The sequence below is a fragment of the Micromonospora desertarenae genome (genome assembly GCF_056150265.1).
Window position 1 is genome coordinate 44,635 of record NZ_JAXCFQ010000017.1, and the last position, 24,149, is coordinate 68,783.

At 75.4% G+C, this 24,149-nt stretch carries 22 protein-coding genes and 1 pseudogene; 16 read left to right on the forward strand and 7 right to left on the reverse strand.

The window, feature by feature from the left end; all coding sequences use genetic code 11:
* Positions 1-6 precede the first annotated feature (6 nt).
* From SM577_RS27565 to SM577_RS27575, 3 genes are read left to right on the forward strand one after another with little or no spacing between them, the layout of a single operon-like run.
* Positions 7-681: a response regulator transcription factor gene (locus SM577_RS27565; protein WP_302919934.1), complete on the forward strand. Its 675-nt coding sequence runs from the start codon at positions 7-9 to the stop codon at positions 679-681.
* The gene (locus SM577_RS27570) at positions 678-2,033 is read left to right on the forward strand and encodes a sensor histidine kinase (protein ID WP_302919933.1); all 1,356 of its coding nucleotides are present in this window, start codon (positions 678-680) and stop codon (positions 2,031-2,033) included. The genes SM577_RS27565 and SM577_RS27570 overlap by 4 nt, the downstream gene beginning before the upstream one ends.
* Positions 2,030-2,629, forward strand: coding sequence for a GerMN domain-containing protein (locus SM577_RS27575; RefSeq protein WP_474588339.1), 600 nt, complete (start codon positions 2,030-2,032; stop codon positions 2,627-2,629). Before SM577_RS27570 ends, SM577_RS27575 begins: the two co-directional genes overlap by 4 nt.
* Positions 2,630-2,703: 74 nt before the next feature.
* On the opposite strand, the gene SM577_RS27580 is transcribed toward SM577_RS27575, so the two are convergent.
* The 4 genes and pseudogenes from SM577_RS27580 to SM577_RS27595 all read right to left on the reverse strand — a co-directional run.
* Positions 2,704-3,204, reverse strand: a complete 501-nt coding sequence (locus SM577_RS27580) for an anthrone oxygenase family protein (RefSeq protein WP_474588340.1) — start codon at positions 3,202-3,204, stop codon at positions 2,704-2,706.
* Between the two features lies 1 nt (position 3,205).
* Entirely contained in the window at positions 3,206-4,048 is an 843-nt protein-coding gene (locus SM577_RS27585) for an NmrA family NAD(P)-binding protein (RefSeq protein WP_474588341.1), read from the reverse strand.
* Between the two features lie 99 nt (positions 4,049-4,147).
* On the reverse strand, positions 4,148-5,899 hold the full coding sequence (locus SM577_RS27590; RefSeq protein ID WP_474588342.1) for a sulfatase: 1,752 nt from the start codon (positions 5,897-5,899) through the stop codon (positions 4,148-4,150).
* Positions 5,900-5,975: 76 nt separating this feature from the next.
* Positions 5,976-6,758 (reverse strand): annotated as a pseudogene (locus SM577_RS27595) (CDP-alcohol phosphatidyltransferase family protein); the annotation flags it as partial.
* A gap of 86 nt (positions 6,759-6,844) precedes the next feature.
* Between SM577_RS27595 and SM577_RS27600 the strand changes: the two are divergent.
* From SM577_RS27600 to ahcY, 9 genes are all read left to right on the forward strand, one after another.
* Positions 6,845-7,825, forward strand: a complete 981-nt coding sequence (locus SM577_RS27600; protein ID WP_474588343.1) for a zinc-dependent alcohol dehydrogenase — start codon at positions 6,845-6,847, stop codon at positions 7,823-7,825.
* Between the two features lie 3 nt (positions 7,826-7,828).
* Positions 7,829-8,227, forward strand: a complete 399-nt coding sequence (locus tag SM577_RS27605) for a 6-pyruvoyl trahydropterin synthase family protein (protein ID WP_302919928.1) — start codon at positions 7,829-7,831, stop codon at positions 8,225-8,227.
* A complete protein-coding gene (locus SM577_RS27610) occupies positions 8,227-9,264 on the forward strand; it encodes a glycosyltransferase family 4 protein (protein ID WP_474588344.1) in 1,038 nt (345 codons plus the stop codon). The genes SM577_RS27605 and SM577_RS27610 overlap by 1 nt, the downstream gene beginning before the upstream one ends.
* Positions 9,261-10,097: a class I SAM-dependent methyltransferase gene (locus tag SM577_RS27615; RefSeq protein WP_474588345.1), complete on the forward strand. Its 837-nt coding sequence runs from the start codon at positions 9,261-9,263 to the stop codon at positions 10,095-10,097. Before SM577_RS27610 ends, SM577_RS27615 begins: the two co-directional genes overlap by 4 nt.
* Before the next feature lie 57 nt (positions 10,098-10,154).
* Positions 10,155-11,117, forward strand: coding sequence for a lysylphosphatidylglycerol synthase transmembrane domain-containing protein (locus tag SM577_RS27620; RefSeq protein WP_474588346.1), 963 nt, complete (start codon positions 10,155-10,157; stop codon positions 11,115-11,117).
* An 11-nt stretch (positions 11,118-11,128) separates the two neighbouring features.
* Positions 11,129-11,785 carry a GTP cyclohydrolase II gene (locus SM577_RS27625; protein WP_474588347.1) on the forward strand — a complete coding sequence of 219 codons (657 nt, stop codon included), beginning with the start codon at positions 11,129-11,131 and terminating at the stop codon, positions 11,783-11,785.
* Positions 11,778-12,470: a RibD family protein gene (locus SM577_RS27630; protein ID WP_302919924.1), complete on the forward strand. Its 693-nt coding sequence runs from the start codon at positions 11,778-11,780 to the stop codon at positions 12,468-12,470. Before SM577_RS27625 ends, SM577_RS27630 begins: the two co-directional genes overlap by 8 nt.
* Before the next feature lie 106 nt (positions 12,471-12,576).
* The gene (locus SM577_RS27635; protein WP_302919923.1) at positions 12,577-13,605 is read left to right on the forward strand and encodes an LLM class F420-dependent oxidoreductase; all 1,029 of its coding nucleotides are present in this window, start codon (positions 12,577-12,579) and stop codon (positions 13,603-13,605) included.
* Between the two features lie 95 nt (positions 13,606-13,700).
* Positions 13,701-15,182: an adenosylhomocysteinase gene (gene ahcY / locus SM577_RS27640; protein ID WP_474588348.1), complete on the forward strand. Its 1,482-nt coding sequence runs from the start codon at positions 13,701-13,703 to the stop codon at positions 15,180-15,182.
* Between the two features lie 59 nt (positions 15,183-15,241).
* On the opposite strand, the gene SM577_RS27645 is transcribed toward ahcY, so the two are convergent.
* Positions 15,242-16,468: a cytochrome P450 gene (locus SM577_RS27645; protein WP_474588349.1), complete on the reverse strand. Its 1,227-nt coding sequence runs from the start codon at positions 16,466-16,468 to the stop codon at positions 15,242-15,244.
* Positions 16,469-16,613: 145 nt separating this feature from the next.
* Between SM577_RS27645 and SM577_RS27650 the strand changes: the two genes are divergently transcribed.
* From SM577_RS27650 to SM577_RS27660, 3 genes are read left to right on the forward strand one after another with little or no spacing between them, the layout of a single operon-like run.
* Positions 16,614-17,786: an NAD(P)-dependent alcohol dehydrogenase gene (locus SM577_RS27650; RefSeq protein ID WP_474588350.1), complete on the forward strand. Its 1,173-nt coding sequence runs from the start codon at positions 16,614-16,616 to the stop codon at positions 17,784-17,786.
* A 35-nt stretch (positions 17,787-17,821) separates the two neighbouring features.
* Complete coding sequence (locus SM577_RS27655) at positions 17,822-18,994, forward strand: LLM class flavin-dependent oxidoreductase (protein WP_474581044.1); 1,173 nt, start codon at positions 17,822-17,824, stop codon at positions 18,992-18,994.
* Positions 18,991-20,256, forward strand: coding sequence for a cytochrome P450 (locus SM577_RS27660; RefSeq protein WP_302919918.1), 1,266 nt, complete (start codon positions 18,991-18,993; stop codon positions 20,254-20,256). The genes SM577_RS27655 and SM577_RS27660 overlap by 4 nt, the downstream gene beginning before the upstream one ends.
* 13 nt (positions 20,257-20,269) lie before the next feature.
* On the opposite strand, the gene SM577_RS27665 is transcribed toward SM577_RS27660, so the two are convergent.
* Both SM577_RS27665 and SM577_RS27670 read right to left on the reverse strand, forming a co-directional pair.
* Entirely contained in the window at positions 20,270-21,466 is a 1,197-nt protein-coding gene (locus SM577_RS27665; protein ID WP_302919917.1) for a cytochrome P450, read from the reverse strand.
* The gene (locus tag SM577_RS27670) at positions 21,463-22,767 is read right to left on the reverse strand and encodes a condensation domain-containing protein (RefSeq protein WP_474581041.1); all 1,305 of its coding nucleotides are present in this window, start codon (positions 22,765-22,767) and stop codon (positions 21,463-21,465) included. Before SM577_RS27670 ends, SM577_RS27665 begins: the two co-directional genes overlap by 4 nt.
* Before the next feature lie 417 nt (positions 22,768-23,184).
* Between SM577_RS27670 and SM577_RS27675 the strand changes: the two genes are divergently transcribed.
* Positions 23,185-24,123 carry a ParB/RepB/Spo0J family partition protein gene (locus SM577_RS27675; protein ID WP_302919915.1) on the forward strand — a complete coding sequence of 313 codons (939 nt, stop codon included), beginning with the start codon at positions 23,185-23,187 and terminating at the stop codon, positions 24,121-24,123.
* Positions 24,124-24,149 lie beyond the last annotated feature (26 nt).

Consider the following 24,149-nt stretch of genomic DNA (forward strand, 5'->3'; position numbering starts at 1 on the left):
GCGGGTATGACGGGCGTACTGGTGATCGAGGACGACGACCGGATCCGTCTGGCCCTGCTGCTCGCCCTGGAGGACGAGGGTTACGCCGCACGCGGGGCGGCCACCGCGGAGGAGGGACTCCGCGCGCAGCGTCAGGACCCGGCCGACAACGTGCTCGTCGACCTGATGCTGCCGGGGCTGGACGGCTTCGAGTGCATCCGGCAGCTGCGCCGCGACGACGACGTGCCGATCGTGGTGATCAGCGCCCGCGACGACACCCACGACATCGTCGCGGCGCTGGAGGCGGGCGCCGACGACTACGTGGTGAAGCCCGTCGCGATCAAGGAACTCTCCGCGCGGCTGCGCGCCCTGCGCCGGCGCGCCCGGGCCGCCGCCCCGGCGGTGTCCGTGCTCACCTTCGGTGAACTGGAGATCAGCCCGGAGGCCGGCGAGGTACGCCGCGACGGGCAGCCGGTGCCGGTCACCCGCACCGAGTTCCGGCTGCTCTGCGAGCTGGCCGAGCACGCCGGACGGGTGCTGTCCCGGCAGCAGTTGCTCAGCCGGGTGTGGGGCTACCACACCGGCGACGAACGCCTCGTCGACGTGCACGTCGGCCGGCTCCGCCAGAAGATCGAGAGCGACCCGGCCAACCCGCGCCACCTGGTCACCCTGCGTGGGCTCGGCTACAAGCTGCAACGATGAGGCGGCTCGGCCTGCGGGCCCGGGTCACCGCCGGCTTCGCCGTCGGCGCGTTGCTGCTGGCCGCGTCGATGGCCCTGGTGTCCTACGAGCTGACCCGGCGGTCACTGCTGGACGAGCGGGAGCGCACCGCGCTGCGCGCGGCGTACTTCGACGCGGCGGTGGTGCGCACCGGCCTGGACGCCGAGGCGCCCGACGTGGCGGAGGTGCTGCGGTCGCTGGACACCGGCGGCAACCGCCGTCCGTTGCTGTACCGCGACGACCAGTGGTACCTGCGTACCGCCGACGACGGGCTGACCGCCGCCGTCCCCGCCGAGCTGCAACGCCTGGTGCGCGGCGGGGAACCGGCGGTGCAGCGGGTCCGGATCGACGGTCAGCCGGCCCTGCTGGTCGGCGTGCCGGTGGCCGAGGCGGTCGGCTACTACGAGGTGACCTCGCTGCGGGAGCTGGAGGAGACGCTCCAGGTCCTCGCCCTGGCGCTGACCGCCGTCGCCATCGTGGTGGCCGGGTCCGGCGCGGCCGTCGGCTGGTACGCCACCCGGCACAGCCTGCGGCCGCTCACCGCTGTCGCCGACGCGGCCGAGAAGATCGCGGCCGGCAGCTTCACCGCCCGGCTGGCGCCGACCACCGACCCCGACCTGACCCGGCTCTCCACCTCGTTCAACCACATGGTCGACCAGCTCGCCCGGCGCATCGAGCGGGACCGCCGGTTCGCCGCCGACGTCAGCCACGAGCTGCGCTCGCCGTTGCAGACGTTGTCCGCCGCGGCGAGCGTGCTGGCCAACCGCCGGGAGCACCTCGACGAGCGGACCGCGCTGGCCGCCGGTCTGGTGGCCGACGAGGTGGCCCGCTTCCAGCAGTTGGTCAACGACCTGATCGAGCTGGCCCGCAGCGACCGGCCGGCCGACCGGGCGCCGGTCGACGTGGCGGCGCTGGCCCGGGAGGCCTGCCGGTCCCGGTCCCTGCCCGACGCGCTGGTGCGGGTCGCGCCGGGCACCGCGACGACCTGGTCGGTGGACCGGCGCCGGGTGGAGCAGATCCTGGTCAACCTGCTCGACAACGCGGTGCGCTACGGCGGCGGGCCGGTCGCCGTGCGGCTGGCCCGGCAGGGCGGGACGGGCGTCGTCGAGGTGGACGACGAGGGTCCGGGCGTGCCGGTCGCCGAGCGGGAGGCGGTCTTCGACCGGTTCGTCCGGGCCCGGGCCGCGCACGCCCGGGCCGGCGGCGACGGCAGCGGCCTCGGGCTGGCCCTGGTCGCCCAGCACGCCGCCGCCCACGGCGGCCGGGCCGAGGTCGGGGACCGCCCCGGCGGCGGGGCCCGGTTCCGGGTCGAACTGCCCGAGGCCCTCCGATGAGCCGGCACACCGGCGGCGGCGGGCCGGGCCGGCGGGCGGTGGGCCGGGCCGCCCTCGCCGCGCTCGTGCTGCTGCTCGCCGGGTGCGGGGTGCCGGTCGAGGACACCCCCCGCACCGTGCCGGCGCCGCGCGGCCCGTTCCCCTCGACGGCCACCGGCGAGGCGACCTCCCCGGCGGGCCGGGTCGCCGAGGTGCTCTGCTTCGTCCGCGACGACCGGCTGGTGCCGGTCGAGCGGCGGCTGGACGCCGCCCCGACGGCCGACGCCCAGTTGGCCCACCTGCTCGCCGGCCCGAGCGCCGCCGAACGGGACCGGGGGCTGACCAGCTCGCTGCCCGGCGCGGTCGGCGGGGCCACCGTGCGGATCACCGGCGCCCACGCCGAGGTCGACGTCGGCGCGGTCGACGACGAGGCGGGCCGCAGCGACGAGGTGCTCGCCTTCGGGCAGCTGGTCTGTACCCTGACCGCCCGCACCGACGTGGAGACCGTGTCGTTCCTGCGGCGCGGGCAGCCGCTCGGCGTACCGCGGGCGGACGGGTCGCTGTCCCGGCAGCCACTCAGCGCGGCCGACTACACCGACCTCATCACCCCGGGCTGACCCCGCGCCCCGGTCGGTCGCCGCCCCGGGCGGGCCAGCGCGCCGCCGCCCGGCCCGCCCGGCCGCCCGGCCGGTCAGCCGGTCAGCCGGCCGTGCGCCACCAGGGCCCAGCCGAGCAGCGTGAACGCGGCGGTCGAGGCGACCGCGCGGACCAGGTTCCAGCGCACCCAGTCGGCGGTGAACCGGTCCCGCACCGCGGCCAGGTCGGCCACCCGGTCCGGATCGCCGGCGGCGGCCAGCTGGTTGTTCAGCGGCACGTTCACCGTCCCGGTGACGACCAGCACCACCAGGTAGAGCAGCAGCGCGGCGAGGATCCACGGCAGCACGGACCGGTGCGCCGCGCCGAGGTGCAGCGCCGCCGCCAGCCCGGTGCACACCAGCGCGCCGAGGAAGCAGAGCAGGAACCAACCGTTGATGATGGACTCGTTGATGCGCTGCATGGCGAGGACCAGGGTCCGGTCGTCCGCCCGGACCAGGCCGGGCAGCACCGCGTAGGCGAACGCCGCGAACAGGCCGGCCATCAGGCCGGTGGACACCGCGGCGGCGAGCAGGCTGACCGTACGCAGCACTGTCATCTCACGCCTCCCACACGCCGGTCGCCGCGGTGGCCCGGGCGTACTCGGTGACATCCCGCGGCGGGCGGCCCAGCGCCCGCCGCACGCCGCCGGCCAGGCTGGCGTTGCGCCCGTCGAGGACCTCGGTGAACAGGTACGTCAGCAACGCGACCACGTCGGCCGGCGCGCCGGCCCGGTCCAGCGCCGCGGTGTACTCGGCGACCGGCACCGGGGTGAACCGGACCGGCCGGCCGGTCGCGGCGGCGATCTCGGCGACCACGTCGGCGAACGTCAGCAGCCGCGGGCCGGTCACCTCGTACACCTCGCCGGCGTGCCCGTCCCCGGTCAGCGCCGCGACGGCGACCGCCGCGACGTCGTCCGCGTCGACGAACGGCTGCGCCACCCCGTCGACCGGCAGCGCCACCTCGCCCCGCCGTACGTCGTGGACGAACGGGCCCTCGCTGAAGTTCTGCTGGAACCAGCTCGCCCGCACCACCGTCCACCGGCCCCCGGCGGTGTCCACCACCTGCCGTACCGCCCGCTCGGCCTGCTCGGCCTCGGGTTCGCCCCGGCCGGAGAGCAGCACCACCCGGTCCACCCCGGCGGCGACCGCCAGCCGGGTGAACGACTCCACCGTCTCCACCGCGCCGGGCGCCGCCAGATCCGGCTGGTACGACAGGTACACCGCGCCGACGCCGGCCACCGCGTCCGGCCAGGTCGCCCGGTCGGTCCAGTCGAAGGGGGGCGTGCCGGTGCGGGAACCGAGCCGGACGGGCCGGCCGAGCGCGGCGAGCCGGTCGGCGACGCGGCGGCCGGTCTTGCCGGTGCCGCCGAGCACCAGCACCGGTTGTTCGTTGATCGTCATGCCCTCCATCCAACGCCGGCCGCGCGCCGCGGGCCATGCGCGGGACGCGCGACCGCATGCGCGTGCGTCTCGCCGCCGGCCGCGGCCACCGGCCCCGCGTCAGCGGCCGTGCGCCCGGCCGGCCGGCGGGCCGGCGCCGAAGGCGGTCAGGAACCGGTCGCGGAAGGCGTCCATCGGCCAGACCGGCGCGTCCGGCCCCGGTCGCAGCCCGTCCTGCCAGCCCCAGCCGGCGACGCGGTCGAGCACCGCCGGGTCGGCGGCGACGATGCTGACCGGCACGTCCCGGCTGGCGTCGTCGCCGGTGACCACCGGGGCTGGCTGGTGGTCGCCGAGGAAGACCAGCACCAGGTCCCGGTCCCCGTACGTCTCCAGGTAGGAGATCACCGTGCGCAGCGAGTACTCGACGGCCTTGCGGTAGCCGGCGCGGGGCTGCGACTTCGGGTTGCTGACCGCGGCGTCGTGGTAGACGCTGCCGTCGCCGACGGCTGCCCAGTCGATCACCTTGGGGATCCGGGTCCAGGGGGAGTGGCTGGAGATCAGCGGGATCTCGGCCATCAGCGGCGGGCGGCCGGCGACGTCCCGCTCCCGGCGCTGGAAGGTGGCCAGGGTGTACTGGTCGGGCATCGGGGCGTAGCTGAACTTCGGCCCCCGGTAGCCCAGGCCCGCGGCGTCGTAGTACCGGTCGTAGCCGAAGAACGACCCCTCCGGCCACGGCTGGGTGGCGGCGGGCATCACCCCGACGGTGTCCCAACCGGCCCGCCGGAAGGCGCCGCCGAGGGTGAGCCGGTCGCTGGCCAGCAGGCTGCGGTGGCGCTGCTCGTTGTCGATCCACAGCCCGGACAGCAGCGTGTCGTGGGCCAGCCAGCTGCCGCCCCCGGTGGTGGGCGAGGTGAGGAAGCCGCTGCGGGCGGCGAACCCGGCCGCCCGCAGCCGCTCGGTGCCGGCGTCCAGCACCTCGCCGACCCGCGCGAACTCCGGGTCCTCGACCGCGTCCCGGCCGTAGCTCTCCACGAAGGCGACGATGACGTCCTTGCCGCGCAGCGCGGTCAGCAGTTCGGTGCCCGGGGTGTCGCGGAACGGGTCGGCGCCCACCTGCGCGGCGAACGCCTCCCGGTCGCGCAGCCGCGCCTGCGCCTGCCGGGCGTGGTCCCGCACCAGCGCGGTGACGGCGGTGTCGGCGACCGGCACGCCGGGGGCGACCCGCACCCCGGTGGTCGCGGCGGCCACCCAGAGCACCACCAGCACGGCGATCACCCGGCGCGCCCCGACCTCGTGCCGGGCCACCAGCCCGGCCAGCCGCAGCGCCGCCGCGGTGAGGGCCAGCACCAGCGCCACGGCCAGCACCAGCACGCCGACGACCGCGCCGGTGCCACCGGCCCGCCCGAACGAGTCGGTGAGGAAGGCGACCGCGTCGTCGAGCAGCGCCCAGTCGAGCACCACGTCGAAGCGCCGGCCCAGCGCCGAGCGGAACCCCAGGTCGGCGAGCTTCAGCACGGTCAGCAGGGCGAGCAGCGTCCCGGCCGCGGCGGCCACCAGCCGCCGCGGCCGGCCCGGCAGCGCGAGCAGCAGGGCGGCCAGCAGCAGCCCTTCCAGCGGAACGCGCAGGAAGGCGGCGGGGGTGAGCTGCCCGGGCCGGCTCGGCAGGGCGAGCGCGACCAGCACCAGCAGCGCGGCCAGCGCGGTGGTCACCCACCTCGCCGCGGCCCGGCCGCGCCGGCCGCCGCGCCCGGCGGTGGTACGCGGTGGGCCGGCGTCCGGTGCCTCGTGCTCCGCCCCGGACGGTTCGGGGCGGTGCGCACCGGATGCGTCCGGGCCGGTCGGCGACGGGCGGGGCGGGGTGTGGGTCGGCATCACGGCTCCGGGGTCAGCGCAACGAGAGCACGGGCGGGGCGACCGACAGGTCGCGGTCGCCGGCCGGCTCGCCGGTTCGGGTGGGGTGCCGGCGGATCGGCAGCGGCACCGGGCCGACGGGCAGCGCCGGCCCGGGCACGGTCCGGCCGGCGCGTGGCGGGCCGGCCGGGACCGGACGGTGCCGCCACAGCCAGCCGACGTCGCGGCCGAAGGACTCCACCAGCAGCGCCAGCGCCACCGCCGGCACCAGCACGGTCAGCGTCCGGGGCAGCGCCCCGGACGCGGCGACCAGCAGCAGCACCCCCTGCGCCGCGGCGACCACCTTGCGCCAGTAGCGGGCCGGCAGCGGCCCGCGCAACCAGGGCAGCACCCGGGCCGCCGCGACGAAGGCGTACCGCATCGCGCCGATCGCGAGCACCCAGCCGCCCGCCGAGGGCGCGACGTGCAGACTGAGCACCAGGATGAGGAACGCGTCGACCTCCATGTCGAAGCGAGCGCCGAACGCGCTCGCGGTGCCGGTGCGCCGGGCCACCCGGCCGTCCACCGCGTCCAGCAGCAGCGCGACAGCGGTCAGCGCGACCAGCACCCCGACCGGGGTGGGCCGGTACGCGGAGTCCGCCACCAGCGCCGTCACGCCACCGACCAGCACCGCCCGGGTCAGCGTCACCCGGTCCGCCGGGCCCAGCCCGGCCGCGCCGCAGCGCCGCAACCCCCGACTCAGCACGGCGTGACCGACCGCCGCGTACGCCAGCCCGGCCAGCCAACCGGCGCCGCCGAGACCGACAGTTCCGGCGAGGCCGGCGAGCAGGACAATCTGGAAGATCAGCCCGATCACCGGACCAGTTCGAACCGTGGGCACCGTGCCTCCGTGTCTATGATCGACAACCCCCTGCCGGGGTACACGGAAAATCCGGCCGTTCGGTTCGGTCGGGTGAGGAGATGCCGGTGACCCGAGAGGCCCACGCCTTCTGGCTCCGCGCCCCCGGCCGCGGCGAGATCCGCCCGGTAACGCTGCCCGCGCCCGGCCCCGACGAGGTCCTGGTCCGCACCCGCTATTCCGGGGTCAGCCGGGGCACCGAGACGCTGGTCTTCGCCGGCCGGGTGCCGGCCAGCCAGTACGCCGCGATGCGCGCCCCGTTCCAGGACGGCGACTTCCCGGCCCCGGTGAAGTACGGCTACCTCAACGTCGGCGAGGTCGAGCAGGGCCCGGACCACCTGCGCGGGCGCACCGTGTTCTGCCTCTACCCGCACCAGAGCGCGTACGTCGTGCCGGCCAGCGCGGTGGTGCCGGTGCCGGAGGCGGTGCCGCCCGCCCGGGCGGTGCTGGCCGGCACCGTGGAGACCGCTGTCAACGCGCTCTGGGACGCCCCGCCGCTGGTCGGCGACCGGGTCAGCGTGGTCGGTGGCGGCATGGTCGGCTGCTGCGTGGCCGCCCTGCTCGCCCGGTTCCCCGGCGTCCGGGTGGAACTGGTCGACGTCGACCCGGCCCGCGCCGGCGTGGCCGCGGCGCTGGGCGTGGAGTTCGCCACCCCGCCGCGGGCGACCGGCGGCCGGGACCTGGTGGTGCACGCCAGCGCCACCGGAGCGGGGCTGCAACACGCGCTGGACCTGCTCGCCCCGGAGGGCACCGTGGTCGAGCTGAGCTGGTACGGCGACCGCCCGGTGCAGGTGGCCCTGGGCGGCAACTTCCACTCCGGACGGCTGACCATCCGCGGCAGCCAGGTCGGCGCGGTGGCGCCCGCCCGCCGGGCCAGCCGCGGCTTCGCCGACCGGCTCGCGCTCGCCCTGGAGCTGCTCGCCGATCCGGTGTTCGACGCGCTGATCACCGGCGAGTCGCCGTTCGCCGAGCTGCCCGACGTGCTGCCCCGACTGACCACGGGCAGCCTGCCCGCCCTGTGCCACCTCATCAGCTACGACGGGAAGTGATCAGTGTTCAGCGTGACCGTCCGGGACCACATGATGATCGCCCACAGCTTCCGGGGGGAGGTCTTCGGCCCCGCCCAGCGGCTGCACGGGGCGACCTTCGTGGTCGACGCCACCTTCCGCCGGGCCGACCTGGACGCCGACGGCATCGTGGTCGACATCGGGCTGGCCACCGAGCAGCTCAAGGCAGTCCTCGCCGAGCTGACCTACCGCAACCTCGACGACGAGCCGGCGTTCGCGGGGGTGAACACCACCACGGAGGTGCTGGCCCGCACGGTCGCCGACCGCCTCGCCGACCGGGTGCACGCCGGCGACCTGGGCCCGGGCGCGCGCGGCCTGGCCGGCATCACTGTCACCCTGCACGAGTCGCACATCGCCTGGGCCAGCTACGAACGGCATCTCTGATGGACGTGGTGCACGTCGTGCTGCCGAACGACATCGACGACCCGGCCCGGCCGAGCGGCGGCAACCACTACGACCGCCGGCTCTGCCAGGGGCTCGCCGCGGCGGGCTGGTCGGTGCGGGAGCACGCCGTGCCCGGGGGGTGGCCCGACCCGACACCGGCCGAGCGCCGGGGACTGGCCGGGCGGCTCGCCGCGCTGCCCGACGGGGCGATGGTGCTGGTGGACGGCCTGGTCGCCTCGGCGGTGCCCGAGGTGCTGACCCCGCAGGCTCGCCGGTTGCGCCTGGTGCCGCTGGTGCACCTGCCGCTGGGCGGGGACGCCGAGGCCGCCGCGCTGGCGGCGGCGACCGCGGTGGTCACCACCAGCGAGTGGACCCGGACCCGGCTGCTGGCCGCCTACCCGCTGCCGGCCGACCGGGTGCACGTCGCCCGGCCGGGGGTCGACCCGGCGCCGGTGGCGCCCGGCACCGCCGCCGGCACCGCGCTGCTCTGCGTCGCCGCGGTCACCCCGCACAAGGGACACGACGTGCTGGTGGACGCCCTGGCCGGGGTCGCCGACGCGCCGTGGAGCTGTGTCTGCGCCGGACCGCTGGACCGGGACCCGGACTTCGTCGCCGGATTGCGCCGGCGGATCGACGCGCACCGTCTCGTCGACCGGGTGCGGCTGGTCGGCCCGCTGGCCGGGGAGCGGCTCGCCGCCGCGTACGCCGGCGCCGACCTGCTGGTGCTGGCCTCGCGCGGTGAGACGTACGGCATGGTGGTCACCGAGGCCCTGGCCCGCGGGATCCCGGTGCTGGGCACGGCGGCCGGCGGGCTGCCGGAGGCGCTCGGCCGGGCGCCGGACGGCACCCCGCCGGGGCTGCTGGTGCCGCCCGGCGACCCGGCGGCGCTGGCCGGCGGGCTGCGCCGGTGGCTCGGCGACCCGCCGCTGCGCGACCGGCTGCGGGCGGCGGCCCGGGCCCGGCGGGACACCCTCGACGACTGGACGCTCACCGCGACGCTGACCGGCAAGGTGCTGAAGGAGGCGATGCCGGCATGACGGTTTCCCTGCCCCCGGACTTCGCGCGGTGGCTCGCGCTGCGCGAGCCCGCCGACGCCGCGGCCCGCGCCGCGGACCTGGTGGACCGGGTCCGCGGCCGGCTGGCCGGCGGCGCCGCGCTGGTGGTCCACGACCTCGGCGCGGGTACCGGCTCGCTGGGCCGGTGGCTGGCCCCGCGCCTGCCCGGCCCGCAGCACTGGGTGCTGCACGACCGCGACGCGGACCTGTTGCGCCGGGCCGCCGCCGGGATGACCGGCCTGGTCGCCGCCGACGGCGCGCCGGTCACGGTCGCCACCCGGCAGGGCGACCTGACCCGGCTCACCGCCGCCGACCTGGCCGGCACCTCGCTGGTGGTCGCCTCCGCGCTGCTCGACATGCTCACCGCCGACGAGGTCGACCGGCTGGTCGGGGCGTGCTCCGGCGCCGGCTGCCCGGCGCTGTTCATGATCTCGGTGACCGGGCGGGTGGAGCTGACCCCGGCCGACCCGCTGGACGGGGCGGTCGCGGCGGCGTTCAACGACCACCAGCGCCGCACGCTGGCCGGCCGTACGCTGCTCGGCCCGGACGCGGTGGAGGCGGCCGTCGCCGCGTTCGCCCGGCGCGGGGTCGGCGTCGACGTGCGGCCCAGCCCGTGGCGGCTCGGCCCCGACCAGGCCGAGCTGGCGGCCGAGTGGTTCACCGGCTGGCTGGACGCGGCCTGCGAGCAGCGGCCGGAGTTGGCCGACGCGACAGTGGCGTACCGCCGGCGCCGGTTGGCCGACGCGGCGGCCGGCCGGCTCGGCGTCGTGGTCCGGCACAGCGACCTGCTGGCCGGTGGCGCCGGTGGCGATTGAACCGACCGGTCCGCCGGCACGTGCCTATGAGCAGGGAGATCGTGCGGGGAGGCTCGGGTGGGGGCAGAGGGCGACGGCGCCGCGTCGGCGCGGCCGGCGGGACGGCCGGGTTGGGCGTGGGCGCGTACCCTCGGCGGAGTGGGCGTGCTCGCCGTCCTGCTCGGCTGGCTCGGGGTCGGCCCGTTCCTGGCCGGGCTGCGGCTGATCGACGCCCCGGCGCTCGCGGCGGCGCTCGGCATCGGCGTGCTCACCACGGTCTGCTGCGCCTGGCGGTGGAGCCTGGTCGCCGGCGGGCTCGGGGTGCGGCTGCCGCTGCGCACCGCCGTGGCGCACGTCTACCGCGCGGTGTTCCTGAACGCGACGCTGCCCGGCGGGGTGCTCGGCGACGTGCACCGGGCGGTGCGGCACGGGCGGGACGTCGGCGACGTCGCCCGGGGCATCCGCGCGGTGGTCTGGGAACGGGCCGCCGGTCAGGCCGTGCTCGCCGGGGTCGCGCTGGTGGTGCTGCTGGCCTTCCCGTCGCCGGTGCGGCCGTACCTGCCGGCGGTCACCGCGTCGGCGGTGGTGGCCGGGCTGGTGGTGGCGCTGCTGGCCCGCGCGCTGCCCCGCACCGGGCCGTCCCGGTGGGCGCGGGCGGTGCGCACCGCGGCGGCCGACGTCCGCGCCGGGCTGCTCGCCCGGCGCACCTGGCTGGGCGTGCTGACCGCCTCCGCCGTCGCGGTGGCCGGTCACCTGGCGACGTTCCTGCTCGCGGCCCGGACCGCCGGTTCCACCGCGCCGCTGACCCTGCTGGCGCCGCTGACCCTGCTCGCCCTGCTGGCGATGGGGGTGCCCGCCAACGTCGCCGGGTTCGGGCCGCGCGAGGGCGTGGCCGCGTGGGCGTTCGGCGCCGCCGGCCTGACCGCCGCCGAGGGGGTCGCCACCGCGACGGTGTACGGAGCGCTCGTGCTGGTCGCGAGCCTGCCCGGCGCCGCCGTGCTGGTGGCCCGCCGTGCCCGCGTGCCCGCCGGCACCGTCTGATGAGGAGTTCCATGTCCGAACCACTGCCACCCGCCGCCGTCCGGACCCAGGTCACCGTCCCGCTGCGGTTCCCCGACGGGTACGCCACGGACGCCCGGGTGTTCACCTTCGACGGCCTCGTCGACGGCCGGGAGCATCTGGCGTTCGGGCTGGGGGACTGGACGGGGGCCCGCGACCGGGGTGCCGCCGGCGGCGCCCCACCGCTGGTCCGGCCGCACAGCGAGTGCCTGACCGGCGACGTCTTCGGCAGCCAGCGCTGCGACTGCGGACCGCAGTTGCGGGAGGCGGCCGAGCGGATCAGCGACCGGGGTGGCTTCCTGCTCTACCTGCGCCAGGAGGGGCGGGGCATCGGCCTGTACGCCAAGCTCGACGCGTACGCGCTGCAGGACGCCGGGCTGGACACCTACGAGGCGAACGAGGCGCTCGGCCACCGGCCCGACGAGCGGGACTACACGGTTGCCGCGCAGATGCTGGCCGCGCTGGGCGTGCCCCGGATCGCGTTGCTCAGCAACAACCCGGACAAGGCCGCGCAGCTGCGCGGGCACGGCGTGACGGTGGCCGGGCGGGTCGCCACCGGGGTGTACCTCTCCCCGGCCAACGCCGGCTACCTGGCGACCAAGGCCAGCCGCGGTGCGCACGCCCTCGACCTCCCGCTGGTCCGTGACTGAGCGCCCGTACGTCGTGCTCAGCTGCGCGACGTCGATCGACGGCTACCTCGACGACGCCAGCGAGCAGCGGCTGCTGCTGTCCAACGCGGCCGACCTGGACCGGATCGACGCGGTCCGGGCCGGCTGCGACGCCATCCTGGTCGGCGCCGGCACGGTCCGGCGGGACGATCCGCGGCTGCTGGTGCGCTCGGCGCGGCGCCGGGCCGCCCGCGCCGACCGGGGTCTGCCCGCCTCGCCGACCCGGGTCACCCTGACCGCGACCGGTGACCTCGACCCGGCCGGCCGGTTCTTCACCGTCGGCGAGACCGACCGGATCGTCTACTGTGCCGCGGCCGTGGTGGAGAAGACCCGGGACCGGCTCGGCGCGCTCGCCGAGGTGGTGGACGCGGGCGAGCCGGTCGACCCGGCCCGGCTGCTGGCCGACCTGGCCGCCCGGGGCGTACGCCGGCTGATGGTGGAGGGCGGCGCGAACGTGCACCGGCAGTTCCTCACCGCCGGGCTCGCCGACGAACTGCACCTGGTGGTCGCGCCGTTCTTCGTCGGCGACTGCCGCGCGCCCCGGTTCGTCGGCGACGGCCGGTTCCCGTGGCACCCCGGCCGGCGGGCCCGGGTGGCCGAGGTACGCCAGATCGGCGACGTGGTGCTGGTGCGCTACGCGCTGTCGGACCGCTGCGCCGAGGGCTGACCGGCCGGTCGCGGTTGACGACGCCGCCACCCGGCGGCGAAGGTGGCGGAAACCGGCGACGCGGAACCTCCAGCGTGTGCCGCATCCGCCACCACGAGGGGGTCCCGTGCGGCTGAGTGTCATCCTGCCCTACGCCGGTGACGTGCGGGCCACCGCCGAGCGCGCGGTCGCCTGGGAGCGGGTCGGCGTGGACGTGCTCTGGGTGCCCGAGGCGTACGGCTTCGACGCGGTCACCGTGCTGGGCTTCCTGGCCGCCCGGACCGAGCGGGTCGGCCTCGGGTCGGCGATCCTGCCGATCTACACCCGCACCCCGGCCCTGCTCGCGCAGACCGCCGCCGGCCTGGACGCGCTCTCCGGCGGCCGGGCGCTGCTCGGCATCGGCGCCTCCGGACCGCAGGTGGTGGAGGGCTGGCACGGGGTCGCGTACGACCATCCGGTGGCGCGTACCCGGGAGGTCGTCGAACTGTGCCGGCGGGCCTGGCGCCGGGAGACGCTGCGCCACGAGGGCCACTACCGGCTGCCGCTCCCGCCGGAGCAGGGCACCGGGCTGGGCCGGCCGCTGAAGATGCTGACCCGTCCGGTCCGGGAGCGGATCCCGATCTACGTGGCGTCGCTCGGCCCGGCCAACGTCCGGATGACCGCGGAGGTCGCCGACGGCTGGCTGCCCGCGCTCTTCCTGCCCGAGAAGGCCGCGCAGGTGTGGGGAGAGGCGCTGGCCGCCGGGGCGGCGAAGCGCCCGGGCGACCTCGATCCGCTGGAGGTGGTCGGCGGCGGCCCGTTCGCCATCGGGACCGACCTGGCCACGGCGCGCGAGCACGCCCGGCGCTGGATCGCCCTCTACGTCGGCGGGATGGGCGCCCGGGGGCGCAACTTCTACCACGACCTGGTGTCCCGGTACGGCTACCCGGCGGAAGCGGACCGGATCCAGGAGCTGTACCTGGCCGGGCGCAAGGCGGAGGCGGCCGCCGCCGTGCCGGACGAGTTGCTGGAGGCGGTCTGCCTGATCGGCCCGCCCGGTCACGTCCGCGAGCGGGTGGCGGCGTACGCCGCGGCCGGCGTCACCATGCTCCAGCTCGCGCCGGTCGGCCCGGACCCGCTGCGCGAACTGGCAGCGGTGCGCGAGCTGCTGCCGTAGCTGTTCAAGCGTGGAATTTCGCCGGACGACCGGCGGGGCGACCCGGCGTTACGGTGGGGCACCGTTCCGTGTCCACCGTCCGATTCGGAGACTCCATGACCACGACACAACCGTTGACCGTCGCCGCCGACCCCACCGGCCCCGGCCGGGACTTCAAGGTGGCGGATCTGTCGCTCGCCGAGTTCGGGCGCAAGGAGATCCGGCTTGCCGAGCATGAGATGCCGGGTTTGATGGCGATTCGTCGTGAGTTCGCCGAGGCGCAGCCGCTTGCCGGGGCCCGGATCACGGGTTCGTTGCACATGACCATTCAGACCGCCGTCCTGATCGAGACCCTGGTCGCGTTGGGTGCGCAGGTGCGGTGGGCGTCGTGCAACATCTTCTCCACCCAGGACCACGCGGCCGCGGCGGTCGTGGTCGGCCCGGACGGCACGCCGGAGGCGCCGGCGGGTGTGCCGGTGTATGCGTGGAAGGGTGAGTCGCTTCAGGAGTACTGGTGGTGCACCGAGCAGGTGTTGACCTGGCCGGACGGTCAGGGCCCGAACATGATCCTCGATGATGGTGGTGACGCCACGCTGCTGGTGCACAAGGGCGCGGAGTACGAGAAGGCGGGTGTGGTGCCGCCGGTGGAGTCCGCCGATTCGGAGGAGTTCGCGGTCATCCTCGGCCTGCTGCACCGGTCGCTGACCGAGGACGGTCAGCGGTGGACCCGCATCGCCTCCGGGATCAAGGGCGTGACGGAGGAGACCACCACCGGTGTGCACCGGCTGTACGAGATGCACCGCACCGGGACGCTGTTGTTCCCGGCGATCAACGTGAACGACTCGGTGACGAAGAGCAAGTTCGACAACAAGTACGGTTGCCGGCACTCGTTGATCGACGGGATCAACCGGGCCACCGATGTGCTGATCGGTGGGAAGATGGCCGTGGTGATGGGCTACGGCGATGTGGGTAAGGGCTGCGCGGAGTCGTTGCGGGGTCAGGGTGCGCGGGTGGTGGTGACCGAGGTCGACCCGATCTGCGCGTTGCAGGCGGCGATGGACGGCTACCAGGTCGCGACGTTGGATGACGTGGTGGAGCAGGCGGACATCTTCATCACCGCGACCGGCTGTTTCAACGTGATCACCAACGAGCACATGGCGCGGATGAAGCACCAGGCGATCGTGGGCAACATCGGTCACTTCGACAACGAGATCGACATGGCCGGGCTGGCCAAGCGTTCGGACGTGACCCGGGAGAACATCAAGCCGCAGGTCGACCTGTGGCGCTTCGACGACGGGCACGCGATCATCGTTTTGTCCGAGGGTCGGCTGCTGAACCTGGGCAACGCCACCGGGCATCCCAGCTTCGTGATGTCCAACTCGTTCGCCAACCAGACCATCGCCCAGATCGAGTTGTACACCAAGACCGACGAGTACCCGATCGGCGTGTACGTGCTGCCCAAGCACCTCGACGAGAAGGTCGCCCGCCTGCACCTGGACGCCCTCGGCGCCAAACTCACCCAACTCACCAAGGAACAGGCCGCCTACCTCGGCGTGCCGGTGGAGGGGCCGTACAAGGCCGACTACTACCGCTACTGACCAGCACGACGAGGGGCGGGGCGGCCGTCGGCCGCCCCGCCCCTCCGGTGCACCCGCGCTCAGCCGGCCGGGCGGATCTCCGCGTACCGGATCGGCAGCGAGGTGAGCCCGCCCAGCGCCCGCGGCGTGCCCGGCGGCTCGGCGGCCAACTCGGGCGCCACCACCCGGCGCAGGAAGGCCGACAGCGCCAGGTTCGCCTGCAACCGGCCCAGCGTGGCCCCGAGGCAGTAGTGGGGCCCGGCGCCGAAGCTGAGGTGCTGCTCGGTGCGGTCCGGGTCGAGCCGGTCCGGGTCGGCGAACCGCTCCGGGTCCCGGTTCGCCTGCGCCAGCACGATCACCATGCTGTCGCCGGCGCGCAGCCGCGCCCCGCTCGGCAGCGTGGTGTCCTGCTTCACGTGCCGCCACAGGCACTGCACCAGCGGGGTCAGCCGCAGCAGCTCGTCCACCAGGCCGGGGATCTTCGCCGGCTCGGCCCGCATCCGGTCGGCCAGCGCCGGCTCGGTGAGCAGGCTGTAGAGCCCGCTGGCGATCAGGCTGCTGGTGGTCTCGTGCCCGGAGACGACCAGCAGCCACAGGCCGTTGACCACCTCGGCCCGGGTGAGCCGCTGGTCGCCGCTGCGGCTGGCCAGCATGGCACTGACCACGTCGTCCCCCGGCTCGGCGGCCCGGGCGTCGACCAGCCGTTCCAGGTAGCCGCGCAGCTCGCCGGAGACCCGGTCCACCTCGGCCGGGTCCACCGGGTTCGACGGGTCCATCGAGCGGGAGATGAAGTGCGACCAGTCCTGCACCCGCTGCCGGTCGTCCTCGCCGGCGATGCCGAACAACGCGCACAGCACCCGGATCGGGATCGCGTAGGCGTACTCCCGCACCACGTCGCACTCGCTGCCGCCGGAGAGCCGGTCCAGCAGGCCGTCGACCACCAGCCGGGTGGGCTCCGCCGCCCGGGCGGCGCGGGCCGCGAACGCCTGCCCGACCAGCAGCCGGTGCCGGGTGTGCTCGGGCGGATTCAGTTCGATGAACGGAGCGTCGGCGTAGCGCTGCTCCTCCTCGGCGCTGACCTCGCCGGCCGCGGCGCGCTGCTGGTACCAGCGGCTGTCCCGTGGGTCGACGCTGACCGCGGGATCGGCCAGCGCGGCCTTCGCGTCGTCATGGCCCAGGACGATGACCTTCCCGTCCGCGTCCACCACGACCGGGCCCTTGTCCCGCCACTCCCGGTACACCGGGTACGGGTCGGCCTGGTGCTTGACGTACATGTCCTCGATACGGTCGACAATCGCCGGTTGCATGAGCATCCCCTGACCGGTCGGCCTCTGACAGTGGCTGTCGAGGCTATGTCCCGTCGCGTGGCGGGGACAACGCGCGCGGATTGCGCGACCTCGCACACGGTGCCGCCGGGCGGCCGGGCCCCTATCCTCGCGTCGTGGCGCTCGGGTGGAGGCGGCGACGGTGCGGGTGACCGCCGCGGTGGCGCCCGCTCCCGACCACCCGTTGCGGCTGGAGGAGCTGCGCCTGGACGGCCCGGGCCCGGGCGAGGTGCTGGTGCGGATCGTCGCCTCCGGGGTCTGCCGCACCGACGCCGACGCCCGGTCCGGCCGGTCGGCCTTCCCGTTGCCCGGTGTGCTGGGGCACGAGGGCGTCGGCCGGGTGCTCGACGTGGGACCGGGCGTCACCTCGCCGGCCGTCGGCGAGGCCGTGCTGCTCGGCTGGCCGGCCTGCGGGCGCTGCCGGCACTGCCGGGGTGGCCGGCCGCGGTACTGCGCCGACCTGCCCGGGCTGCTGTTCGGCGGGCGCCGCCCGGACGGCGGTGCGGTGTTCCGCCGCGCCGACGGCACCCCGGTGGCCGGGCGGTTCTTCGGCCAGTCGTCGTTCGCCAGCCACGCGGTGCTGCCGGCCGCGGCGCTGTTGCCGGTGCGGACCAGCCTGCCGCTGGCCGCGGTCGCCGCGCTGGGCTGCGGGATCAGCGCCGGCGCCGGGGCGGTGCTCTACGCGGCCCGCCCGGAACCGGGCGCGTCGGTGGCGGTGTTCGGCGTCGGCGCGGTGGGCCTGGCCGCGGTCATGGCCGCCCGGTGCACGGCGGCCACCACCATCGTGGCCGTCGACCGCGATCCCGCCCGGCTGGCCCTGGCCCGCCGCTACGGCGCCACGCACACGGTGGACGTGACCGGCGTCCGCAACGTGGCCCGGGCCGTCAGGGAGCGCTGCGACGGGCCGGCCGACGTCACGGTGGAGTGCACCGGCGACCCCCGGGTCGTCCGGCAGGCGGTCGACGCGGTGGGCATGCCGGGGACGTGCTGCCTGGTCGGGGCCGCCCGGCCGGGTGAGACGTTCGCCGTCGACCAGCAGACCATGCTGCGCGGCAAGCGGATCCAGGGTTCGCTGGGCGGCGAGGGGCGCCCCGAGGAGCTGGTGCCGGCGCTGCTGCGGCTGGCCGAGCAGGGCCGGTTCCCCTTCCCCGAACTGGTCGCCTACCGGCCGTTCGACGACCCGGAGGCGGCGCTGGCCGACCTGCTGGCCGGGGCCGTGGTCAAGCCGGTGCTGGTGCTGGAACCGGCCGCGTTGACGGCGCGGACCGACGGATGTGAGGGTTCCGGACGATCGCGCTGAACGGTGCGTGCCGGTCCGCTCACCCGGGGGGCGCCATGTCTCTGCAGCTCTACTGGTTCATCCCGGCCCACGGCGACGGCCGCGAGGTGGCCAGGCCGCGCGCCGGCGGGCCACCCGGCGTGGCCACCCTGCGCCGGGACCCCGACATCGACTACCTGAGCCAGGTGGCCGGCGCCGTGGACCGGCTGGGCTTCGCCGGCGCGCTGGTGCCGTTCGGCATCTTCTGCGAGGACCCGTGGCTGGTCGCGGCGGCGCTCAGCCAGCGCACCGCGCGGCTGCGCTTCATGGTCGCGTTCCGCCCCGGGCTGCTGTCGCCGACCCTGGCCGCCCAGATGTCGGCCACCTGCCAGCGGATCTCCGGCGGCCGGCTGCTGCTCAACGTCGTGGTCGGCGGCGACCCGGAGGAGCAACACCGCTACGGCGACTGGCTGGCCCACGACCAGCGGTACGCGCGGGCCGACGAGTTCCTGGCCGTGCTGCGCGGCGCCTGGTCGGGCCCGGTGGACCTGGACGGGGAGCACTACCGGGTGGCCGGGGCGACGGTGATGCGCCGGCCGGACCCACCGCCGATCTTCCTCGGCGGCTCCTCCGCCGCCGCGCAGCAGGTCGCGGCGCGCCGGGCCGACGTCTTCCTCACCTGGGCCGAACTGCCCGCGCAGACCGGCTCGCTGGTGTCCTCGGTACGGGCGCTGGCCGCCGAGGCCGGCCGGGAGATCGCCTTCGGCACCCGGTTCCACGTGATCAGCCGGGACACCTCGGAGCAGGCCTGGGCGGTGGCCGACGCCATGGTGGCCAACCTGGACCCGGCGCTGGTGGCCCGGACCCAGGAGCGGTTCCGCCGCAGCGACTCCGAGGGGCAGCGCCGGATGGCGGCGCTGCACGGTGGCCGTACCGACCGGCTGGAGATCTACCCGAACGTGTGGGCGGGGTACGGCCTGGTCCGCCAGGGCCCGGGGATCACCCTGGTCGGGTCGCACGAGGAGGTGGCCGACCGGATCGCCGAGTACCACGCCCAGGGGCTGGACCACCTGATCCTGTCCGGGCAGCCGCACCTGGAGGAGGCGTACTGGTTCGGTGAGGGGGTGATGCCGGCGCTGCGCCGCCGGGGCCTGCTGGCCGGCCCGGACGGCCCGTCCGGGCCGGACGGCGACCGGCCGGAGCCGGCGCAGCGCCGGGCCGGGCAGCGGCCGGAGGTGTCCGTCCGGTGAGCGCCCAGCTGACCCGGGCCGGCACCGGCAGCCTCGCCGACCCGGCCACCTATCTGGACGGTCCGCCGTTCGCCGAGTTCGCCCGCCGCCGCCGGGAGGCGCCGGTCGGCTGGGTGGCCGAGGTGCCGCTGCGGCGGCACTCGGCCCGCGGCACGGTGGTGCAGCGGGTCGGCGGCTACTGGGCGGTCACCGGGCACGCGGCGGTGGTCGCCGCGTCGCGCCGGCCGGAGGTCTTCTCCTCCGCCGAGCGCGGCGCGTTCCTCGCCGATCCGACCTCCCGGGCCGACCTGGAGCGCTCCCGGCAGCTGCTGGTCGGGATGGACCCTCCGGCGCACACCCGGTTGCGCCGGGTGGTCACCGCCGCCTTCACCGCCCCGGTGGTACGCGGCATGCGCGCGGCCATCGCCGAGCACGCCCGGCAGATCGTGCGGCGGGCCACCGCCGGCCATCCGGTGGACGCGGTCGCCGAGGTCGCCGCCGAGCTGCCGTTGCTGGTCCTCGCCGACCTGCTCGGCATCCCCCGCGAGGACCGGGGGCTCTTCCTGCGCTGGAGCAACAACCTGGTCGGCTTCGACGACCCGGCGTTCGGCGGCGGGGACGTGGAGGTGTTCAAGCAGACCTTCGTCGAGGCGTTCGGGTACGCCCTCACCGCCGCGAAGGCCCGCCGCCGCGACCCGGGCGAGGACCTGGTGAGCCGGCTGGTGACCGCCGAGGTGGACGGCCGCCGGCTCACCGAGAGCGAGTACTGCCACCTGTGGCTGCTGCTGGTGGTGGCCGGCAACGAGACCACCCGGCACCTGATCTCCGGCGGCCTCGACCTGCTGGCCGACCGTCCCGACCTGGCCGACCGGCTCGCCGGCCAACCGGACCTGGTGCCGACGGCGGTGGACGAGATGCTGCGGTGGACGACGCCGATCATGCAGTTCCGCCGGACCGCGGTGGTCGACACCGAGCTGGCCGGGCAACGGATCCGGGCCGGGGACAAGGTGGTGCTGTACTACATCTCCGCCAACCGGGACGAGTCGGTCTTCGACCGACCGGAAACCTTCCTGTTGGATCGCAGTCCCAACCCGCACGTCGCGTTCGGCGTCGGGCCGCACTTCTGCCTCGGCTCGCACCTGGCCCGGGTGGAGGCCGCCGTGCTCTTCGAGGAGCTGGCGCCGCACCTGCCCCGGCTGCGCCGCACCGGCCCCGCGGTCCGGCTGGAGTCGAACTTCATGAACGGCCTGAAGCAGCTGCCGGTCACCTTCGCCGCCGGCTGACTGGCGCGTCTCCTCAGTTGCACACCACCCGCACCGGGATCCGGTCGTAGCCCCGGAAGCCCAGTCCGGTGCGGCGGTGCGCGGGGCCGGTGGCCTCGAACCGGCGCAGCCGGGTGGCGAGGTGACCGAAGACCGCCGCGCCCTCGACCCGGGCCAGGGTGGCGCCCAGGCAGTGGTGCGGCCCGGAGCTGAAGGCCAGGTGCGGGTTGGGTGAGCGGGCCAGGTCGATCCGGTCCGGCTCGGGGAACCGCCGCTCGTCGCGGTTGGCGGAGGCGAGCAGCAGCACCACCACCCGGCGGGCCCGGATCACCCGGTCGCCGACGGTGACCGGCTCGCGGACCACCCGGGAGGTGGCGTGGATCGGGCAGTCCCAGCGCAGGAACTCCTCCACCGCGCTGGTGGCGAGGCCGGGATCGCGGCGCAGCCGGTCCAGCAGCTCCGGGCGGTCCAGCAGCAGCGCGGCGCCGGTGGAGAGCAGGTTGGTGGTGGTCTCGAAGCCGGCGAAGAACAGGAAGATGACGTTGTCGACCAGCTCTTCCCGGCTGATCGCCCCGGTCGCCTCGGCGTCGCGGAGCAGGTGCGACAGCAGGTCGTCGCCGTCCTGGCCGGCCCGCTCGCGCAGCAGCCCGCCGACGTAGCCGCGCAGCCAACCGACCGCCCGGACGGCGTCCGCCCGTTCCTGCTCGGTGGGGGCGCCGGAGCCGAACATCCGCCCCAGCGCGACGGCGTGCGGCTGCGCCTGGGCCCGGTCGGCCACCGGGATGCCGAGCAGTTCGGCGGCCACCGTGACCGGCAGCGGGTAGGCCAGGTCGGTGACCAGGTCGGCGGCCGGCGCGTCGGCCATCGCCGCGAACAGCTCCGCCACCAGCTCGACGATCCGGGGCCGCAGCGCCGCCACGGTACGCGGGTTGACCGTCCGGGCCATCGCCCGGCGCAGCGTCGAGTGCTGCGGCGGGTCCCGGTTGAGCACCGTGGCCCGGAAGAACTCGGTCAGCTCGTCGGGCTCGCCGGAGAGCCGGTAGACCAGGTCGGGGAACTCGTGGCTGAGCCGCGGGTCGGTCAGCAGCGCGGTGACGTCGGCGTGCCGGGTGACCGCCCAGGCGCCCGGCCCGGCGGGCAGCACCCGGCCGGCGGCGCGCAGCTCGGCGTAGTGCGGGTACGGGTCGGCGAGACCGGCGACCTCGGCCTCGTCGTAGCGGAGCACCGTCACACCCGGGTCAGGCTGAGCGGTTCGGTGGGCCGGGCGGCCGCCGCCCGGGCCAGGGTGAGGTAGTCCGCCAGGAACTCCTCCGCCCAGGCCGGCTGGAACCGGTCGGTGGTGTAGAAGAGCATCGCCTGGCAGGCGCCGGTGTGCTGCGGGATCAGGCCCAGCTCCAGGCCGAACCGGCTGCCCAGCGAGTCCGGCGTGTACAGCTCGAACTCCACGCCGCGGGCCTGCACCTTGGTGCCCGGCGGCGGGGTGAGCAGCATCTGGAACACCACGTCGTCGACCCGGCCGGAGGTGTTCTGCAGGTTCAGCGGCAGCATCTGGTAGGGGATGCCCTCGTGCAGGAAGCCGTCGATGACGGTGCCCCGTACCCGCCGGACCACCTCGACGAACGGGGCGTCCGGGTCGACCTGGTTGCGCAGCACCACCATGTTCGCGAAGAAGCCGACGGTGGTCTGGACGCCCTTGACCGACCGGTTCGCGAACAGCGACGCCACCGAGATGTCGGTCTGCCCGGTGCGCTGGGCCAGCAGCAGGTAGTACAGCGAGAGCATCACCGCGAACGGCGTGGTCCGCTCGCCCCGGGCGACCGCCTTGAGCCGGTTGAAGACGCCGGCGTCGATCGTGGCCACCTCGATGCCGGTGGGCCGGCCGCCGTCGGTGCCCGGCACCGCCGGCGGCAGCTCGACCAGCTTCATGCCGCGCAGCTGCCGGATCCAGTAGTCCTGGTGGACCTTCAGCGCGCCGCTGGTCAGCTGCTCGTGCTGCCACCGGGCGAAGTCCGGGTACTGCCACCGCACCGGGGGCAGCCCCGGGTCGCCGTCCGGCCCGGCCTCCAGGAACCGGATCAGGTCCTGCAACACGATGCCGCACGACCAGGCGTCGGAGACCAGGTGGTGCATGTTGAGGCAGAGCATGTGCTCGTCCGGCCCGAGCCGCCACAGGGTGACCCGCAGCGGGTAGCGGCCGACGTCGACCGGCGTGTGCAGCTCCCGCTCGACGGCCTCGGCGACCACCGCGTCGAGCCGGTCCGGCTCGGCGGCCAGCGGCACCACCTCGAACGGCGGTGGCAGGTCGTCGTGGATGTGTTGGACGAGTTCCCGACCCCGGCGTACCAGCGTCGTCCGCAGCGCCTCGTGCCGCCGGGTCAGCCGGCCCAGGGCCACCTGGAGCTCGGTGACGTCGAGCGGTCCGTGCAGTTTGCACACGACTGGGCAGTTCAGCGACGCGGTGTCCGGGCGGTAGTGCTCCAGGAACCACAGTAGACGTTGTCCGATGGATGCCGGCGCCTCCCGATGAGCCATGGGCAGCAACATAGTGGGCTGCCGGGTCGCTGGCGAGAAAACTCATCGGCCGAAAATGTGACCCTTCGTCATCGTCAGATAACCAACAGATGTCGATGTGGAACCCGATGCCGATTGCGCGGGCGGCTTCGCGTTCATAGCTTTGTGTCCGCGCTCCGTGACGACATGTTGCGGTAGGGGGCTGAGCAGCAAACTGTCCATTTCGGAGCGCACTGTGTCATTTCGCGGATCGAATTGGTCGACCGGACCGGACAAAGCGCAGGCGAAGTTGCATTCAAGACAACTCGGGGGAGTGCCTTGTCGATGCCCGCACACCAGCTCATGCCCAGCACGTCTTCGGCGACGGAGGTCAAGCGACCCATGCAGCCGCCCCGGATCCCGAAGCCGTCCCCATCGCCCGAGAACCACCCCGTCACCATGCTGCCGATCAGCAAGCTGCTGCCCGCGGACTCGCCCCGGCTCTCCGGGGAGGACGTGCAGCACGTCCGGATGCTCGCCGACTCCGACGCCGACCTGCCGCCGATCCTGGTGCACCGGCAGACGCTGCGGGTGATCGACGGCATGCACCGGCTCCGGGCGGCCGTGCTGCGCGGCCAGGAGGAGATCGCCTGCCGGCTCTTCGACGGCGGCGAGGACGCCGCCTTCGTGATCGCCGTCGAGACCAACATCGCCCACGGGCTACCGCTCTCGCTGGCCGACCGGGAGGCGGCGGCCGCCCGTATCCTGCGGTCCCACCCACAGTGGTCGGACCGGGCGATCGCCGCCGTGACCGGCCTCTCCGCCAAGACCGTCGGCGTCATCCGGCGGGGTGCAACTGTGGACCAGCCTCAGTTGCACAGTCGGATCGGCCGCGACGGCCGGGTCCGCCCGGTCAACGGCGCCGACGGTCGCCGCCGCGCCGGGGAGCTGTTCGCGCTGCGGCCCGACGCCTCGCTGCGGGAGGTGGCCCGGCGCGCCGGGATCTCGCCCGGCACCGCGCGGGACGTGCGGGAACGCATCCGCCGGGGCGAGGACCCGATCCCACCCCGCCAGCGCGGCAACCGCCCCCGCCCGGAGCCGCCGAGCCCGGAGCGGGAACTGCGCCGGCTGATGAGCGTGCGGGGCGGCCCGCTGCGCGACCGGGAGACGATCCTGCGCAACCTGCGCCGTGATCCGTCTGTCCGGTTCACCGACAGCGGACGTAGCCTCCTGCGGTGGCTCGACGCGCGGGCCACCTCGCCCGACGGGTGGGAGACGGTCGTGCACTCGATCGCGCCGCACTGCGCGTACGCCATCGCCGACCTGGCCTGCGCGATCGCCGAGGAGTGGCTCGCCGTGGCCGAGCACCTGCGCCAGCGGGCGGAGAGCAGCGCCTGACCCGCGCCACCCCGTCCCGCACCCCG